Source organism: Serratia sp. H402Y, from assembly GCF_051172415.1.
GTDB lineage: Bacteria > Pseudomonadota > Gammaproteobacteria > Enterobacterales > Enterobacteriaceae > Serratia > Serratia ureilytica.
The window spans coordinates 72,182-90,333 of record NZ_JBPIYZ010000006.1 but is presented as its reverse complement, the minus strand read 5'-3'; the positions used below and the strand labels follow the sequence as shown (position 1 = coordinate 90,333).

The 18,152-nt window shown below is 62.0% G+C and carries 11 protein-coding genes; all 11 read left to right on the top strand.

From position 1 onward, the window contains the following. The first annotated feature begins 11 nt into the window (after positions 1-11). The 11 genes from ptsP (at position 12) to recD (ending at position 18,114) form a co-directional block, all read left to right on the top strand. The gene (gene ptsP, locus ACSBQS_RS21805; protein WP_033644849.1) at positions 12-2,258 is read left to right on the top strand and encodes a phosphoenolpyruvate--protein phosphotransferase; all 2,247 of its coding nucleotides are present in this window, start codon (positions 12-14) and stop codon (positions 2,256-2,258) included. 222 nt (positions 2,259-2,480) lie between these two features. Next, positions 2,481-3,353: a prolipoprotein diacylglyceryl transferase gene (gene lgt / locus ACSBQS_RS21800; protein ID WP_015378920.1), complete on the top strand. Its 873-nt coding sequence runs from the start codon at positions 2,481-2,483 to the stop codon at positions 3,351-3,353. Between the two features lie 7 nt (positions 3,354-3,360). Then, a complete protein-coding gene (thyA, locus tag ACSBQS_RS21795) occupies positions 3,361-4,155 on the top strand; it encodes a thymidylate synthase (protein WP_015378919.1) in 795 nt (264 codons plus the stop codon). A 174-nt stretch (positions 4,156-4,329) separates the two neighbouring features. Next, the gene (locus ACSBQS_RS21790; RefSeq protein WP_033652128.1) at positions 4,330-4,833 is read left to right on the top strand and encodes a prepilin peptidase-dependent protein; all 504 of its coding nucleotides are present in this window, start codon (positions 4,330-4,332) and stop codon (positions 4,831-4,833) included. After that, the gene (locus tag ACSBQS_RS21785; protein ID WP_033652127.1) at positions 4,827-5,405 is read left to right on the top strand and encodes a prepilin peptidase-dependent protein; all 579 of its coding nucleotides are present in this window, start codon (positions 4,827-4,829) and stop codon (positions 5,403-5,405) included. Before ACSBQS_RS21790 ends, ACSBQS_RS21785 begins: the two co-directional genes overlap by 7 nt. After that, positions 5,402-5,848 carry a YgdB family protein gene (locus tag ACSBQS_RS21780; protein ID WP_033652126.1) on the top strand — a complete coding sequence of 149 codons (447 nt, stop codon included), beginning with the start codon at positions 5,402-5,404 and terminating at the stop codon, positions 5,846-5,848. The genes ACSBQS_RS21785 and ACSBQS_RS21780 overlap by 4 nt, the downstream gene beginning before the upstream one ends. Further along, complete coding sequence (locus ACSBQS_RS21775) at positions 5,838-6,194, top strand: prepilin-type N-terminal cleavage/methylation domain-containing protein (protein ID WP_015378915.1); 357 nt, start codon at positions 5,838-5,840, stop codon at positions 6,192-6,194. The genes ACSBQS_RS21780 and ACSBQS_RS21775 overlap by 11 nt, the downstream gene beginning before the upstream one ends. A 32-nt stretch (positions 6,195-6,226) precedes the next feature. Continuing rightward, a complete protein-coding gene (gene recC / locus ACSBQS_RS21770; RefSeq protein WP_434991339.1) occupies positions 6,227-9,598 on the top strand; it encodes an exodeoxyribonuclease V subunit gamma in 3,372 nt (1,123 codons plus the stop codon). 232 nt (positions 9,599-9,830) lie between these two features. Next, positions 9,831-12,719: a pitrilysin gene (gene ptrA / locus ACSBQS_RS21765; RefSeq protein ID WP_434991353.1), complete on the top strand. Its 2,889-nt coding sequence runs from the start codon at positions 9,831-9,833 to the stop codon at positions 12,717-12,719. Continuing rightward, positions 12,716-16,267, top strand: coding sequence for an exodeoxyribonuclease V subunit beta (gene recB / locus ACSBQS_RS21760; protein ID WP_434991338.1), 3,552 nt, complete (start codon positions 12,716-12,718; stop codon positions 16,265-16,267). The genes ptrA and recB overlap by 4 nt, the downstream gene beginning before the upstream one ends. Further along, positions 16,264-18,114, top strand: coding sequence for an exodeoxyribonuclease V subunit alpha (recD, locus tag ACSBQS_RS21755; RefSeq protein WP_434991337.1), 1,851 nt, complete (start codon positions 16,264-16,266; stop codon positions 18,112-18,114). Before recB ends, recD begins: the two co-directional genes overlap by 4 nt. Positions 18,115-18,152 lie beyond the last annotated feature (38 nt).

The following is an 18,152-nucleotide window of genomic DNA, read 5'->3' as shown; positions in this document are numbered from 1 at the left end:
TTAAGCCGACTATGCTCACGCGCTTGCGAGAAATTGTAGAGAAGGTGGCCGCGGCGGCCAGTCTGACGGATGCGCTGGATCTGCTGGTCAATGAAACCTGTCTGGCGATGGACACCGAAGTGTGCTCCATTTACCTGGCGGACAACGATCGCCGCTGTTACTACCTGATGGCCACGCGCGGGCTGAAAAAGCCGCGCGGGCGCACTATCGCATTGGCGTTTGACGAAGGTGTCGTCGGGTTGGTCGGCCGCCGGGCAGAACCCATCAACCTGGCCGATGCCCAAAGCCATCCCAGCTTCAAGTACGTTCCGCAGGTCAAAGAGGATCGTTTCCGATCCTTCCTCGGGGTACCGATCATTCACCGGCGCCAGCTGTTGGGGGTGTTGGTGGTGCAGCAGCGCGAGCTGCGCCAGTTCGACGAAAGCGAAGAGTCGTTCATGGTCACCCTGGCCACGCAGATGGCCGGGATCCTTTCACAGTCGCAGCTTAATGCCATTTTCGGCCAGTATCGCCAAACGCGCGTGCGCGCGCTGGCGGCCTCGCCCGGCGTAGCGGTGGCGGAAGGGTGGCAGGACAGCAGCCAGCCTTCGCTCGATCAGGTTTACCGCGCGTCGACGCTGGACACCGCCAGCGAGCGCGAGCGCCTGACGTTGGCGTTGGAAGAGGCCGGCGCGGAATTTCGCCGCTTCAGCAAGCGTTTTGCCGCCAGCTCGCAAAAAGAGAGCGCGGCGATCTTCGATCTTTATTCTCACCTGCTAAACGACGCCCGCCTCAAGCGCGAATTGTTCGCCGAAATTGACAACGGCTCGGTGGCGGAATGGGCGGTGAAGCAGGTGATAGAAGCCTTTGCCGAACAGTTCGCCAAACTGCAGGACACCTATATGCGCGAGCGCGGCAGCGACCTGCGTGCGCTGGGCCAGCGCCTGCTGTTCCACCTCGACGACACCACTCAGGGGGCCACCCAGTGGCCGGCGCGTTTTGTGCTGGTGGCGGATGAACTGACCGCGACATTGCTGGCCGAAGTGCCGCAGGATCGCCTGGTCGGCGTGGTCGTGCGCGACGGCGCCGCCAACTCGCATGCGGCGATTTTGGTGCGGGCGATGGGGGTGCCGACGGTGATGGGCGCCGACATCCAGCCTTCTCTGCTCAGCCAGCGGCTGCTGATCGTCGATGGGTATCGCGGTGAACTGCTGGTCGATCCTGAGCCGGTGCTGGTGCAGGAATACCAACGGCTGATCAGCGAAGAACAGGAACTGAGCAAGCTGGCGGAAGACGACGTCGAACAGCCGGCGCAGTTGAAAAGCGGCGAACGCGTTCAGGTGATGTTGAACGCCGGCCTCAGCCCGGAACATGAACAGCTGTTGGGCGGCCGGGTGGACGGCGTGGGGTTGTACCGCACTGAAATTCCGTTCATGTTGCAAAGCGGTTTCCCTTCCGAAGAAGAACAGGTCGCGCAGTATCAAGGCATGCTGCAGCTTTACCCCAACAAACCGGTCACGCTGCGCACGCTGGACATCGGCGCCGACAAGCAACTGCCCTACATGCCGATCAGCGAAGAAAATCCCTGCCTGGGCTGGCGCGGCATTCGCATCACTCTGGACCAGCCGGAGATTTTTTTGATACAGGTGCGCGCCATGCTGCGCGCCAATGCCGGCACCGGCAATCTGGGCATTTTGCTGCCGATGGTCACCAGCCTGGAAGAGGTCGATGAGGCCAAGCGCTTGATTGACCGCGCCGGGCGCGAGGTGGAAGAGGTGCTTGGCTACGCGATCCCGAAACCGAAAATCGGCGTGATGCTGGAAGTGCCGTCGATGATTTTCCTGATCCCGCATTTGGCCGGGCGCGTCGACTTCATCTCGGTAGGCACCAACGATTTGACCCAGTACCTGCTGGCGGTGGATCGCAACAACACGCGGGTAGCCTCGCTGTACGACAGCCTGCATCCCGCGATGCTGCAGGTGCTGAAGCTGATCGCCGAACAGGGGAAAGCGGCCGGGCTGCAGCTTAGCCTGTGCGGTGAACTGGCCGGCGATCCGATGGGCGCGCTGTTGCTGGTAGGCATGGGCTATCGCAATCTGAGCATGAACGGACGCAGCGTGGCGCGCATCAAATACCTGCTGCGGCATATCGATCTTGCCGACGCCGAAGTGTTGGCGCACCGAGTGTTGAACACCCAAATGACCACGGAAGTGCGCCATTTGGTGGCGGCGTTTATGGAGCGACGCGGCATGGGCGGGTTGATTCGCGGCGGCAGATAATCGCCGCGCGATGTGATTTTTTTACAGAACTTTTCCCGCGCTGCCGGCCCGGACCGCGCTAAGCCTATGTTATGATGCGCAACCTCAGCGCGACGCATGTTCGTCGTCTTGCAAACCGCAGCGGCCAACGCTGCCGTTTGAAAGGCGTGTGACAACCTGCGCCGACGTTTGGCACCTGCCGCCCCCGCATGGGGAAAAATAACAGACATGTTGTGGTGATAGATGAGCAATAGCTATCTGGCGTTTCCTAAATTTGATCCGGTCATTTTCTCCATTGGCCCGGTTTCTTTGCATTGGTACGGCCTGATGTATCTGGTCGGCTTCGTTTTTGCCATGTGGCTGGCGGTGCGCCGCGCCAACAAGCCGGGCAGCGGCTGGACCAAAGACGAAGTGGAAAACCTGCTCTACGCCGGTTTCCTGGGCGTATTCGTCGGCGGCCGCGTGGGCTATGTGCTGTTCTACAACCTGCCGTTGTTCCTGGATAATCCGCTCTATCTGTTTAAAGTCTGGGATGGCGGCATGTCGTTCCACGGCGGATTGATGGGGGTGATTCTGGTGATGTTCTGGTTCGCTCGCCGCACCAAACGCACCTTCTTCCAGGTTTCCGATTTTATCGCGCCATTGATCCCGTTCGGTTTGGGCGCCGGCCGCCTTGGCAACTTCATCAACGGTGAACTGTGGGGCCGCGTGACCACCGACACCCCTTGGGCGATGCTGTTCCCAAGCTCGCGCAGCGAAGACGTGGCGCTCGCCGCCGCCGATCCTTCTCTGCTGCCGCTGCTGAATCAGTATGGCGTGCTGCCGCGTCATCCGTCCCAGCTGTATGAACTGCTGCTTGAAGGCGTGGTGCTGTTTATCATTCTGAACCTGTTCATCCGCAAGCCGCGGCCGATGGGTGCCGTATCGGGCCTGTTCCTGATCGGTTATGGCGCATTCCGCATCATCGTTGAAGCGTTCCGCCAGCCGGATGCCCAGCTTGGCCTGTTCGACGGCGTGATCAGCATGGGGCAGATCCTGTCCATCCCGATGGTGGTGGCCGGTGTTATTATGATGATTTGGGCGTACCGTCGTCGCCCGCAGCAACAACTGTCGTGAGGAACAAATGAAACAGTATCTGGATTTGATGAACAAGGTGCTCGCCGAGGGCACTCCTAAAGCCGACCGTACCGGCACTGGCACGTTGTCGATTTTCGGCCACCAGATGCGTTTCAATTTGCAGGAAGGCTTCCCGTTGGTGACCACCAAGAAATGTCATCTGCGTTCGATCATTCATGAGCTGTTGTGGTTCCTGAACGGCGATACCAACATCGCCTATCTGCGTGACAACAAGGTCACCATTTGGGACGAGTGGGCCGATGAAAACGGCGATCTCGGCCCGGTGTACGGCAAGCAGTGGCGAGCCTGGGGGGCGGCGGATGGTCGTCAGATCGATCAGCTGAGCAACGTACTCCAGCAACTGAAACAAGATCCGGATTCGCGCCGCATCATCGTTTCCGCCTGGAACGTCGGTGAGCTGGACCAGATGGCGCTGGCGCCGTGCCACGCGTTCTTCCAGTTCTACGTGGCGGACGGCAAGCTCTCTTGCCAGCTGTACCAGCGTTCCTGCGACGTGTTCCTCGGCCTGCCGTTCAACATCGCCAGCTACGCGCTGTTGGTGCATATGATGGCGCAGCAGTGCGATTTGGACGTCGGCGACTTCGTCTGGACCGGTGGCGATACCCATCTGTACAGCAATCATATGGAACAGACGAAGCTGCAGCTGACGCGTGAACCCCGTCCGTTGCCGAAGCTGGTGATCAAACGCAAGCCGGCTTCGCTGTTCGATTACCGTTTCGAAGACTTCGAGATCGAAGGTTACGATCCGCACCCGGCCATCAAGGCACCGGTCGCGATCTGACCTTAACCGCATCACACCAGGGGCGCAGCGATTGCGCCCCTTTTTTTATCCGCATTGCGCGCCGCGCCGCATTTTATTGTCGCCATTTGTCGCTATAGGGAAAACATTGCGCAACTTGCCGCAAGGCTTGCGCATGCGGCTTTACCGCCTTGTTACGGCCCTTAAACTGGCCGCATGAAAGAAAATACGCTCTCGAACATCGATGACCGCCAGCGTGGCATGACACTGATTGAGCTGTTGGCGGCGCTCCTGATCGCCGGCATGCTCACCGGCTGGGGCGTCGGTCAATGGCGCCACCATCAGCAAATGTTGCGTCTGGAACATACTGCCCAGCAGCTGCTGGCGTTTTTACTGCGACTGCAGGCGGACGCCAACTGGCGCAACCGCACGACGCTGCTGTGGTTCAAGAACGGCACGCCCTGGTGCCTGGGCGGCGGTGTGCCGCCGCCGGATTGCGCTTCCGCCGAGGGTTCCGTTTTCTCACCGTCTTACCGCGACGTCGTTTTGAGCGGCTACACCGACAAAGAGATCGGGTTTTACGGCTTGCGCAATACCGCGCAGGCGGGGCACATCCTGCTCAGCAACGAGGCAGGCGGCCTGCGGCTGGTGCTGTCCGCCCGAGGGCGGCTGCGTTTGTGCAGCGAAGGGCTCCGGATAAGGGGGATCGCGCCATGCTGACTGTCGAACGCGGTTTTACCTTGCCGGAGGTGATGTTGGCGCTGGTGTTCGGCAGCGTGATCGCGCTCGGCGCCGCGAAAACCTACCCGCTGTTGCGCCAGCAAAACGTGGCCGTCGGCCAGCATTTTCGGCTGGAGTCAACGCTGCGGCAACTGGCGTTCGGTATCGAGAAAGACCTGCGCCGCGCCGGTTTCTGTGCCGGGCAGTGCGCCGGCCGCCCGCTGCTGATCGGCCAGGCGGCGGGAGAAGCGGCGGGCAGCTGCGTTATCGTCGCTTACGACATCACCCGCAGCGGGCAATGGCTCACCTCGGGCGAGGATGCAGGTTATTTCGGTTATCGGCTGCGCAATGGCGGCTTGGAAGGGCAGCGTGGCGTAAGCCAATGCGACGGCGGCGGCTGGGAGCGGCTGCTCGATCGTGACGAAGTGCGCATTGAGCGGTTTCATGTGGCGATAGAGCGCGGGGAGCATGGCGGTGCGCTGGGCCGTTTGACTCTGGCGGGGCGCTCTGTCGGCGATGCGCGTATCAGGCGCAGCCTGAGCGGGAACGTCGAAATGGCGGCGTTGCCATGAACCGGTGGAGCCAGCGAGGCGGCAGCACTTTGGCGGCGGTAATGTTGCTGTTGGCGTTGGGGTTGATGTTGCTCAATGCCCAGCACCGGCAATTGGATAACGCGCTGTTACTGGCCGCCGATCAGCAGCGCTACCTCCAGGCTTACAATCAGGCCGCTTCGGCGCTGAGTTGGGGCATGCTCCAGCGTTGGCCGCGCGCCGAGCTGAGTGCGGCGGCCTGGTTATGCAGGCAGCGCGCGGAACTGACGGCCTGCGCCCGGCTGTCTGCCAGAGCGGGCGTCGTGACGGTACGCGGCCTTGGGGAGATGCGCGGCGGTGAGCCGCTTTGGCTGTATCAATGGGGCGCGTTTGACGGTGCGGAATCGGTCGGCAGGGTGCAAGCGCAGCCGGGCGGCCGGCTGGATTTTTGCCCCGAGAAAAGGCCGGCCGACTGTGAGGGTTAACGCTCGCGCAGGGCGGTTATCCCGCAACGGCTTCAGCCTGCCGGAAGTGTTGGTGGCGGCATTGTTGTTCTCGGTGTCGCTGCTGGGCTTGTTACAGTATCATCAGGTGCTGTTGCAGTCGTTCCAGCGCCAGTGGCACTACCGGCAAGCCTGGGTGATGGCGCATCAGCAGTTGGAGGCGTTCGCCGTCACCGGTCGGCTCGATGCCGAACCGCTGCCGGAAGGCTGGCGACGCGAGACGGCGTTCGACGGCGCGGATGCGGATTGCCGCCGATTGACGGTCAGAGTACAAACTCCGCAACGGCAGTGGGCGACGCTGAGCCGCTGGTATTGCACCCGTTTTTGAGCCGGTACGTATCTTGTTTTAAAGGAGCCATCATGTTCACGGTTTATCATTCCAATCAGCTGGATTTATTGAAAACGCTGACCAGCGCGCTGATAGCCAGAGATCCGTTGGCCGATCCTTTTCAACAGGAAGTGGTGCTGGTTCAGAGCCCCGGTATGGCGCAATGGCTGCAAATGCAGCTGGCGGAGCAGTTCGGCATCGCCGCCAATGTCGCGTTTCCGCTGCCGGCGACCTTCATTTGGGACATGTTCACCCGCGTATTGCCGGATATCCCGAAAGAGAGCGCCTTCAGCAAGGACGCCATGACCTGGAAGCTGATGTGGCTGCTGCCGGAGATGCTGACCCAGCCGGCGTTCGCGCCACTGCAGCACTATCTCACCGATGACGGCGACAAGCGAAAAATCCACCAATTGGCCGGCCGGGTTGCCGACCTGTTCGACCAGTATTTGGTTTATCGTCCGCAGTGGCTGGAGAGCTGGCAGCGCGGCGAATGCATCGACGGTCTGCCCGAGGCTCAGCAGTGGCAGGCGCCGCTCTGGGCGCGGCTGGTGGAGTACACGCGCGAATTGGGGCAGCCGGAATGGCACCGCGCCAATCTGTATAGCCGCTTTATCCACGCGCTGGAGCAGGCAACAACGTGCCCGCCCGGTTTGCCGCCGCGGGTGTTTATCTGCGGCATCTCGGCGTTGCCGCCGGTCTATCTGGAGGCGCTGCAGGCGCTGGGGCGGCATATCGATATCCACCTGATGTTCACCAACCCTTGTCGTTATTACTGGGGCGACATTCAGGATTACGCTTTCCTGGCCCGCTTGCAGAGCCGCAAGCGCCGTCACTATCATCAGGCGCGCGAGCAAGGGCTGTTTCGCGAGCCGGCCGACGCGGCGCGTCTGTTTGACGCTGAAGGGCAGCAGCAGCTCAGTAACCCGCTGCTGGCCTCCTGGGGCAAGCTCGGGCGCGATCACCTTTATTTGCTGTCGCAGATGGAAGGGGCGCAAGAGGTCGACGCCTTTGTCGATATCCCGGCGGATACCATGCTGCACGCCGTTCAACGCGATATGCTGGAGCTGGAAGATCACGCGGTGATCGGCATCACGGCGGAAACGCTGGAAAGTAGTTTCAGCAAGCGCAGGCTCGATCCGCAAGATCGTTCCCTCAGCCTGCACGCCTGCCACAGCCCACAGCGGGAAGTGGAGGTGCTGCACGATCAACTGCTGACCATGCTGGCGCAGGATCCCGCGTTGACGCCGCGCGACATCATCGTGATGGTGGCGGATATCGACAGCTATACGCCTTATATTCAGGCCGTGTTCGGCAATGCTCCCGCCGAGCGCTACCTGCCGTTCGCCATTTCTGACCGTAAAGCGCGGCAGGCGCATCCGGCTTTGCAGGCGCTCATCTCACTGCTCGATTTGCCGCAAAGCCGCTTTACGTCGGAACAGGTGCTGGCGCTGCTGGAAGTGCCGGCCCTGGCCGCCCGTTTCGCCATTGGCGAAGAGGGGCTGCGCCTGTTGCGTCACTGGGTCGGTGAATCCGGCGTGCGCTGGGGGCTGGACGACGATAACGTGCGCGAACTGGATCTGCCCGCAACGGGCCAGCACACCTGGCGATTCGGCATTACGCGCATGCTGCTCGGTTACGCCATGGACAGCAACGCCGGCGATTGGCAGGGCATTTTGCCTTACGACGAGTCGAGCGGGTTGGTCGCCGAACTGGCGGGGCAGTTGGCGGATCTGCTGGCCCAATTGAGCCATTGGCGGCAAGTCTTGAGCGAAGCGCGCTCGCTCGAGGCATGGCTACCGCTGTGCCGACAGCTGTTGGATGCCTTCTTCGAAGCGGATAGCGATACCGAAGTGGTGCTGGCATTGATCGAGCAGCAGTGGCAGCAGGCCATCAATTTTGGCCTGGCGGCGCGCTATCCGGATGACGTGCCCTTAACGATTCTGCGCGACGATTTGGCGGCGCGCCTCGATCAGGAGCGCATCAGCCAGCGCTTCCTCGCCGGGCAAATCAACTTCTGTACGCTGATGCCGATGCGCTCGATTCCGTTCAAGGTAGTGTGCCTGCTGGGCATGAACGACGGCGTGTATCCGCGCACGTTGCCGCCGTTGGGTTTTGATCTGATGGCGCAGCAGGTCAAGCGCGGCGACCGCAGCCGGCGCGATGACGACCGCTATCTGTTCCTGGAGGCGATTCTGTCCGCGCAACAACGGCTGTATATCAGCTTCATTGGCCGTTCCATTCAGGACAACAGCCCGCGCTATCCTTCGGTGCTGGTTACCGAGCTGCTGGAGTATCTGGAGCAAAGCTATTGCCTGCCGGGAGACGAGGCGCGCACCGCAGACGACAGCGCCCGGCGAGTGGGCGAGCATTTGTTGAAGTGGCATGCGCGCATGCCGTTCGCCGCCGAGAATTTCTTGCCGGGCTCGGAAGCGCAAAGCTATGCCGCCGAGTGGCTGCCCGCCGCCGACGGGCGCGGGGCGGCGCACCCGGCCTTCAACCAACCGCTGCCCGCCGAAGTGCTGCAGCAAATAGCGTTAGAGGAGCTGCTGCGGTTTTACCGCCATCCTATTCGCGCCTTCTTCCAACTGCGGTTGGGCGTCAGCTTTATCCTGGAAGAGACCGAGCTGCCGGACGAAGAGCCCTTCACGCTGGATAACCTCAGCCGCTACCAGTTCAACAGCCAACTGCTGAATACCCTGATTGACGGCGACGATCCCGAGCAGCTATTCCAGCGGGTGCGCGCCGCCGGGGGGTTGCCCTATGGCGCATTCGGAGAAATCTATTGGCAAAAGCAGCAGGAAGAGATGAGCGAACTGGCCGAACAGGTGCGTGCGGAACGCGCAGAGAGCCATAGCCTGGAGCTGGATATCGATATCGCCGGCGTGCGCCTCAGCGGCTGGCTGCATCAGGTGCAGGATGACGGCCTGTTGCGCTGGCGGCCCGCCACGTTGTCGGCGGTGGACGGCATATTGCTGTGGCTGGAGCACCTGGTGTACTGCTGCGCCGGCGGCACCGGCGAGAGCCGCATGTACGGTCGCAAGAACTCCGCTTGGCGCTTTGCCGCGCTTACGCCCGAAGACGCGCATGCGCAGCTGGCGGAACTGCTGGCGGGCTATCAGCGCGGTCTGTGTCAGCCGCTGTTGTTGCTGAACAAGAGCGGCTGGGCGTGGCTGAGTCAGTGCTATCAGCCGGAAACGCAGCAAATCGACTGGGAGGAAGAAGCGCAAACAAAGGCTCGCGCCAAATTGCTGCAGGCTTGGCAGGGCGATCAGCGCATTCCAGGAGAAGGGGAAGATCCCTATGTTCAGCGAGTGTTCCGCCAATTGGACAATGACTACCTGGCGCAAATACTGGCCGAAACAGAGCGTTATCTGCTGCCGGTGGCGCGTCATAACCTGGGGTAACAATCCCCCGGTGGTGCTGTGCGGCGGGAGGTGGTAAAAATAACGAAGGTTATATTCAACCATTGGGGTAATTCCCGGTCTTACATAACGTACAGGCATATACCCGCCGCGTTTTGGGGCGCCACATTGGCGAAGAACCCGGCGAGTACAGATTTGGTTATGTGGTTTTGATGTACGTCGCCAGCGTCAGGGAGTGGGCGTGGCGATGTCAGAATAGGGGTTTATTTTGGATATGCGCAGACAGTTGGCCCGCATCACCGGGCTGGTATTATTGGCTATGTGTTGGGCGCCGTTGAGCTGGGCCGCACAAGGATGGCAACCGCTGGCGGAGAAGATCAACAAAAGCGAGCACGATCCGCGTCAGTACGAGGCGATCAAGTTGGCTAACGGCATGACGGTGCTGCTGGTATCCGATGTCCAGGCGCCGAAATCGCTGGCGGCGCTGGCATTGCCGGTCGGGTCGCTCGAAGATCCGAACAGCCAACTGGGCTTGGCGCACTATCTGGAACATATGGTGCTGATGGGCTCCAAACGTTATCCCGAGCCGGAAAACCTGTCCGAATTCCTGAAAAAGCACGGCGGGAGCCACAACGCCAGCACGGCGTCTTATCGCACCGCCTTCTATCTGGAAGTGGAGAATGACGCGCTGGAGCCGGCGGTCGATCGCATGGCCGACGCTATTGCGGAGCCGCTGCTGGATCCGGGCAATGCCGATCGCGAGCGCAACGCGGTGAATGCAGAATTGACGATGGCGCGTTCGCGCGACGGCATGCGTATGGCGCAGGTCGGTGCGGAAACCCTCAACCCGGCGCACCCGAGCGCGCGCTTCTCCGGCGGTAATCTGGACACGCTGAAAGACAAGCCGGGCAGCAAGTTGCACGATGAGCTGACGGGGTTCTATAAGCGCTACTACTCCGCCAATCTGATGATGGGAGTGCTGTACGGCAATCAACCGCTGCCGCAGCTGGCTGACATTGCTGCAAAAACCTTTGGCCGCGTGCCGAATCATGACGCCAGCGTGCCGCCGATCACCGTACCGGCCGTCACGCCGGAGCAGCAGGGCATCATCATTCACTATGTGCCGGCGCAGCCGCGCAAGCAGCTGAAGGTTGAGTTCCGCATCGATAACAACAGCGCCGCGTTTCGCAGCAAAACCGATACCTACATCGGTTACCTGATCGGCAACCGCAGTAAAAATACCCTGTCCGACTGGTTGCAGAAGCAGGGATTGGCGGACGCCATCAATGCCGGCGCCGATCCGATGGTGGATCGCAACGGCGGCGTCTTCGCCATCAGCGTCTCGCTGACTGACAAAGGCTTGGCCCAGCGCGACCAAGTCGTCGCCGCCATTTTCAACTACCTGAAAATGCTGCGCAGCGAAGGTATCAAGCAGAGTTACTTCGACGAAATCTCGCATGTTTTGAACCTGGACTTCCGCTATCCGTCGATCACGCGCGACATGGACTACATCGAATGGCTGGTGGACACTATGCTGCGCGTGCCGGTTGAGCATGCGCTGGACGCGCCTTACCTGGCCGATCGCTATGATCCTAAGGCGATCGCTGAACGTCTGGACGCCATGACGCCGCAAAATGCGCGCATCTGGTTCGTCAGCCCCGATGAGCCGCACAACAAGACGGCCTATTTCGTCAATGCGCCTTACCAGGTCGACAAAATCACGCCACAGCGCTTTACGCAGTGGCAGCAGTTGGGCAGCGGCATTTCCCTGTCATTGCCGGCGCTCAACCCGTATATTCCGGATGATTTCACCCTGACCAAACCGTCGCATGAATTCAAAAAGCCGGAAATGGTGGTGGATAAGCCCGGCCTGCGCGTGCTGTATATGCCGAGCCGTTACTTCGCCGATGAGCCGAAGGCCGACGTCACCGTCGCTTTCCGCAACGCCAAGACCATGGATTCCGCGCGCAACCAGGTGCTGTTCTCGCTGACGGATTATCTGGCCGGCCTGGCGCTGGATCAGCTGAGCTATCAGGCGTCGGTCGGCGGGTTGAGTTTCTCGACGTCGCCGAACAACGGCCTGATGTTTAACGCCAACGGCTTTACCCAGCGCCTGCCGCAGTTGCTGACGGCGCTGATCGAGGGCTATTCCAGCTTCACGCCGACGGAAGATCAGCTGGCGCAGGCCAAGTCCTGGTACCTGGAGCAGTTGGACGCCGCCGAGAAGGGCAAGGCGTTTGAACTGGCCATTCAGCCGGTGCAGATGGTTTCCCGCGTGCCGTATTCCGAACGCAGCGAGCGCCGCGAAGTGCTGAAAACGCTGACGCTGAAAGACGTGCTGGCGTATCGCGACAGCCTGCTGGCCGAGGCCACGCCGGAGCTGCTGGTGGTGGGCAACATGAGCAAGCAACAGGTCGATACGCTGGCGTCGACGCTGAAGCACCGTCTGGGCTGTACCGGTATTGAGTGGTGGCACGGCGAAGACGTGGTGGTGGACAAGAATCAGCTGGCCAACCTGCAACAGGTAGGCAGCAGCACCGACTCGGCGCTGGCGGCGGTCTACGTACCGACCGGTTACGACGAAGTGACCGGCATGGCCTACAGCTCGCTGTTGGGGCAGATTATTCAGCCGTGGTTCTACAGCCAGCTGCGCACTCAGGAGCAATTGGGGTACGCGGTCTTCGCTTTCCCGATGTCGGTGGGGCGCCAGTGGGGCGTGGGCTTCCTGTTGCAGAGCAACAGCAAACAGCCGGCCTACCTGTACCAGCGCTATCAGGATTTCTACCCGAAAACCGAGAAACGCCTGCGCGACATGAGCGAGGCGGACTTTGAACAGTACAAACAGGCGCTCATCAATGAGCTGAAACAGCGGCCGCAAACTCTGAGCGAAGAGGCCAGCCGGTTCGCCAACGATTTCGATCGCGGCAACTTCGCCTTCGATACTCGTCAGAAACTGATCGCGCAGGTGCAACAGCTGACGCCGGCCAAACTGGCGGATTATTTCCACCAGGCGGTGATCCAGCCACAGGGGCTGGCGGTGCTGTCGCAGGTCAGCGGCAGCGGGCAAGACAAGGCGGATTACGCGGCGCCTAAGGATTGGGTCACCTATCCGAACGCGTCGGCATTGCAGCAGATTTTGCCGCGTAAAGTGGCAACACCATGACGGAAATTGCCCCGCAGAGGCTGGAGCCGCTGACGCTGCCGCTGTTTGGCGAACGCCTGATCGAGGCGTCGGCGGGCACCGGCAAAACTTTTACCATCGGCGCGCTGTATCTGCGCTTGCTGCTGGGATTGGGGGGGGAAGCGGCGTTTCCCCGCCCGTTGACGGTCGAAGAAATCCTGGTGGTGACCTTTACCGAGGCCGCCACCGAGGAGCTGCGCGGGCGTATCCGCGACAATATCCACGGGCTGCGCATCGCCTGCGTGCGCGGCATCAGCGCTAACCCGCTGTTTTCGGCGCTGATGGAAGAAATTGACGATTTGTCTGACGCCGCTGCGCAGCTGCTGGCGGCGGAGCGGCAGATGGACGAAGCGGCGATTTACACTATCCACGGCTTTTGCCAACGGATGTTGACGCACAACGCCTTCGAGTCCGGCATGCTGTTTGAACAAACGCTGGTACAGGACGAACTGCCGCTGCGGCGGCAGGCCTGCGCCGATTTCTGGCGGCGTCATTGCTATCCGTTGCCGCTGGGCGTGGCGCGTGCGGTCAGCCAGGAGTGGAGCGGCCCGGAAGCGTTGCTGGCCGACCTTTCCGGTTATCTGCACGGTGAAGCGCCGGCGCTGCGGCGGCCGCCGAAGGACGAAGAAACCGTCCTGATGCGCCACGAGCAGATTGTCGCGCGCATCGACGCTATCAAGGCGCAATGGCGGGCGGCGGCGGGCGATCTTGAGGCGTTAATCGCCCAGTCCGGCGTCGATAAGCGCAGCTACAGCAGCAAACACCTGCCGAACTGGCTGAACAAGGTCGGCGAATGGAGCGGGCAGGAGACCCAGGATTACCAACTGCCGAAGGAGCTGGACAAGTTTCGCCAGTCGGTGCTGCTGGATAAGACCAAGAAGGGCGAGCCGCCGCGTCATGCGCTGTTCACGGCGATAGACGAACTGTTCGATGAACCCTTGACGCTGCGCGACCTGATCATGGCGCGCGCGCTTAGCGAGATCCGCACCTCCATTCAGCAGGAAAAGCGCCAGCGCGCCGAGCTGGGGTTTGACGACCTGCTCAGCCGTTTGGACAGCGCCCTGCAAAGCGGCGGCGGCGAACAGTTGGCGCAGGCGATCCGTCAGCGCTATCCGGTGGCGATGATCGATGAATTCCAGGATACCGATCCGCAGCAATACCGTATTTTCCAAAAACTTTACGTCGGCCGGCCTGATTGCGGCCTGCTGCTGATCGGCGATCCCAAGCAGGCGATTTACGCCTTTCGCGGCGCCGACATCTTTACCTACATGCGCGCGCGTTCAGAGGTGAGCGCCCACTATACGCTGGAGACCAACTGGCGCTCGTCGCCGTCGATGGTCGCCAGCGTCAATCACCTGTTTTCTCAGGTAGAAAAACCTTTCCTGTTCGGCCAAATCCCCTTTATTGAGGTTAACGCGGCGGAAAAGAACCAAGGGCTGGCGTTTGAATTGCACGGCAAGCCCCAGCCGGCGATGCAGTTCTGGCTGCAGCAGGGGGAAGGCGCGGGTGTAAGTGATTACCAACAGCTAATGGCGCGCCTGTGCGCCACGCAAATTCGCGACTGGCTCAGCGCCGGGCAGCAGGGCCTGGCGCGGCTGCAGAGCGGCAAGGCGTCACGGCCGGTACAAGCCTCTGATATCACGGTGCTGGTGCGCAGCCGCAACGAGGCGGCGTTGGTGCGCGATGCGCTCAGCGCGCTGTCTATTCCGTCGGTCTACCTGTCCAACCGCGACAGCGTGTTTGACACCCCGGAGGCCAAAGACCTGCTGTGGTTGCTGCAGGCGGTGTTGGCGCCGGAGCAGGAGCGCACGCTGCGCAGCGCCATGGCCACCGGGCTGATGGGGCTGGACGCGCCGACGCTGGACGGCCTGAGCCGCGATGAGCGCGCCTGGGACGCGCTGGTTAATGAATTCGACAATTACCGCACGCTCTGGCTGCGCCGCGGCGTGTTGCCGATGCTGAGCGAGGTGATGAAAGCGCGCCAATTGGCGGAGAACCTGCTGGCCAGCGCCGGCGGCGAGCGTCGCTTGACCGACGTGCTGCATCTGGGGGAGCTGTTGCAAGAAGCGGCGGCGCAGCTCGACAGCGAGCATGCGCTGGTGCGCTGGCTGGCGCAGCAGATCGCTCAGCCTAATCGCCAGTCCGACAATCAGCAACTGCGGCTGGAGAGCGACCGGCATCTGGTGCAGGTGATCACGATCCACAAGTCCAAGGGGCTGGAGTTCGATCTGGTGTGGCTGCCGTTCGTCGGCAACTTCCGCCAGCAGCAGCAGGCGCTGTATCACGATCGCCACAGTTTCCAGGCGCTGCTGGACCTCGACGCCAATGAAGAGAGCCAGGCCTGGGCGGAGGAGGAGCGGTTGGCGGAGGATCTGCGTCTGCTGTATGTGGCGCTGACCCGCTCGGTGTACCACTGCAGTATCGGCATTGCGCCGCTGTTCCAAGGCACGCGCAAGAAACAGGGCGATACCGACCTGCACCGCAGCGCATTGGGCTATCTGGTGCAGGGCGGGCAGCCCGGCGACGCCGTGTATCTGCAGGAGCGGCTGCAGCAATTGGTGGGCGGCGGTATCGCGCTGTCGCTGGTTGAACCGCCGGATGCAGAACCCTGGCAACCCCAGGCGTCGCTGGCCGAAGCGTTGGCGGCGAAAAGCTTTACCCGGCGGATCCAGGATTTTTGGCGGGTGACCAGCTATACCGGTTTGCAACAGCACGGCGCGAGCCTGATGCAGGATCTGCTGCCGCGTCTGGATGTCGACGCGGCCGGTGAGCGCGGGGAAGAAAGTGAGCCAGCGCTTACACCGCATACCTTCCCGCGCGGCGCAACGCCCGGCACCTTCCTGCACAGCCTGTTTGAAACGCTGGACTTCACCCAGCCGCTCGACGAACAGTGGCTGCTGGAACAGCTGCAGCAGCAAGGGTTTGCCGAACACTGGCAACCGATACTGCTGGCGTGGATGCAGGTGCTGCTCAATACGCCGCTCGATGACAGCGGCGTGACGCTGGCGGCGCTGACGCCGCAGCATAAGCAGGCAGAGCTGCAGTTCTATTTACCGATCAACCGGCTGTTGCAGGCGAAGGAGCTCGATGCTCTGGTGAAGCGTTACGATCCGCTTTCCGCCCGCTGCCCGGCGCTGGATTTCCATCAGGTGCAGGGCATGCTGAAAGGCTTTATCGACCTGGTGTTCTGCTGGCAAGGCAAATACTACCTGCTGGACTACAAGTCCAACTGGCTGGGGGAGGACAGCAGCGCCTATACCCGGCCGGCGATGGAGCAGGCGATGGCGGAGCATCGTTATGATCTGCAATACCAGCTGTATACGCTGGCGTTGCATCGTTATTTGCGCCATCGGTTGCCGGATTATGATTACCGGCGCCATTTCGGCGGGGTGATTTATCTGTTCCTGCGCGGCGTGGATGCGGCGCACCCGGGCAACGGCATTTTCACCTGTCTCCCCGCGTTTGAACTGGTGGCGGGAATGGATAGCTTGTTCAGCGGCGAAGCTGCGGCGACGGAGGAAAAATCATGATCGCACTGCTGGAGCAGGCGGTGGCGCTTGGCGCGCTGCGCCCGCTGGACGTGCAGTTCGCCCGCGTGGTGGCGAGCGAAGACGAGCCTGATATTTTACTGGCCGCCGCCTGTCTGAGCGCAGAGGCGGGGGCGGGGCATGTTTGCCTGATGCTGGAGCAGCTGCAGGCGGACACGCTGTTTGAAGGGCGCCAACCGGCGCTGGCGCTGGCGCTATGGGAGGCGGCCGGGCGACCGGATAGCGCACGTTGGCAGCAGCGCCTGGCGAGCAGCGCGGCGGTTGGGGACGGCAGCGGCGCTACGCCGCTGGTGCTGCGTGGGCAGCGCTTATATCTGCAACGCATGTGGCAAAACGAAGGTGAAGTGGCGGCGTTTATCGGCGGTGAAGGTGAATCGCTGACGGTGCCGGAGGAGGCGTTGCGCGCCATTCTCGACCGCTTGTTCGGCGCGGCGAGCGATGAACCCGACTGGCAGAAGATCGCCGCCGCGGTAGCTGCCACGCGGCGCATCGCGGTGATTTCCGGTGGACCGGGCACCGGTAAAACCACCACCGTCGCTAAACTGCTGGCGGCGCTGGTGCAGCTGGATGAAAGCGCGCGCTTGCGGATTCAGCTGGCGGCGCCAACCGGCAAGGCGGCGGCACGCCTGACGGAGTCGCTTGGCAGCGCCAGCCGTCAGCTGGCGTTGACCCCGGCGCAGCAGGCGTTGTTCCCAACGGAGGCGGCGACGTTGCACCGTTTGTTGGGGGCGCAACCCAACAGTCAGCGCATGCGCTATCACCGCGGTAACCGGCTGCATTTGGATGTGTTAGTGGTGGATGAGGCCTCGATGGTCGATCTGCCGATGATGGCGCGCCTGATTGCGGCGTTGCCCGATCGGGCCCGGGTGATTTTCCTCGGCGACCGCGATCAGCTGGCTTCGGTAGAGGCCGGCGCGGTGCTGGGGGATATTTGCCGTTTTGCCGAGCAGGGATACAGCGAGGCGCGCGCCGCAGAGCTGAGCCGCCTGACCGGTTGTTCGATCGCTGGGCAGCGGGCCGACGCGCAAGCGGCGGTGCGCGACAGCCTGTGCCTGTTGCGCAAGAGCTATCGTTTCGACGCCCGTTCCGGCATCGGTCAACTGGCGTTGGCGGTCAACGCCGGTGCGGGGGATCGCGCGCTGGCGGCATTAAACGGCCGTTTCGGCGATGTCGCGGGCTATGCGCTGGCGACGAGCGAAGAGTATCTGGCGCTGCTGGACGCGTGCGTGGCGGGCTATCGCGACTATCTGCGGCTGACTGCCGAAGGCGCGGATGCGGCGGTGGTGCTGGCCGCCTTTAGCCGCTTCCAGGTGCTGTGCGCGCTGCGTGAAGGGCCGTTCGGCGTCGCCGGCCTGAATGAACGTATTGAACTCGGGCTGCAGCGCGCCGGTCTGATCGACCGCAAACCGGGCGTGCTCGGCCGCTGGTATCGGGGGCGGCCGGTAATGATCGGCCGCAACGACAGCGCGCTGGGGTTATTCAATGGGGATATCGGCATTACTCTGCCGGATGAGCGCGGCGAGCTGCGCGTGCATTTCCAACTGCCGGACGGCAGCATCAAGTCGGTGCAGCCGAGCCGTTTGCCGGCGCATGAAACCGCTTATGCCATGACGGTGCACAAGTCCCAGGGATCGGAGTTTGAGCATACGGTTCTGGTGTTGCCGAACCATTTCCTGCCGGTGCTGACGCGTGAACTGGTCTATACCGCGATCACCCGTGCGCGTCAGCAGCTCTCGCTGTACGCCACGGACGCGGTGCTGCTGCGGGCCATTCGCACGCCGACCCAGCGTCGCAGCGGATTGGCTGAACGGCTGCAGACGACGGAATAAGCGATGAAGGGGCGCGGTAGCGGCCGCGCCCACAGGGA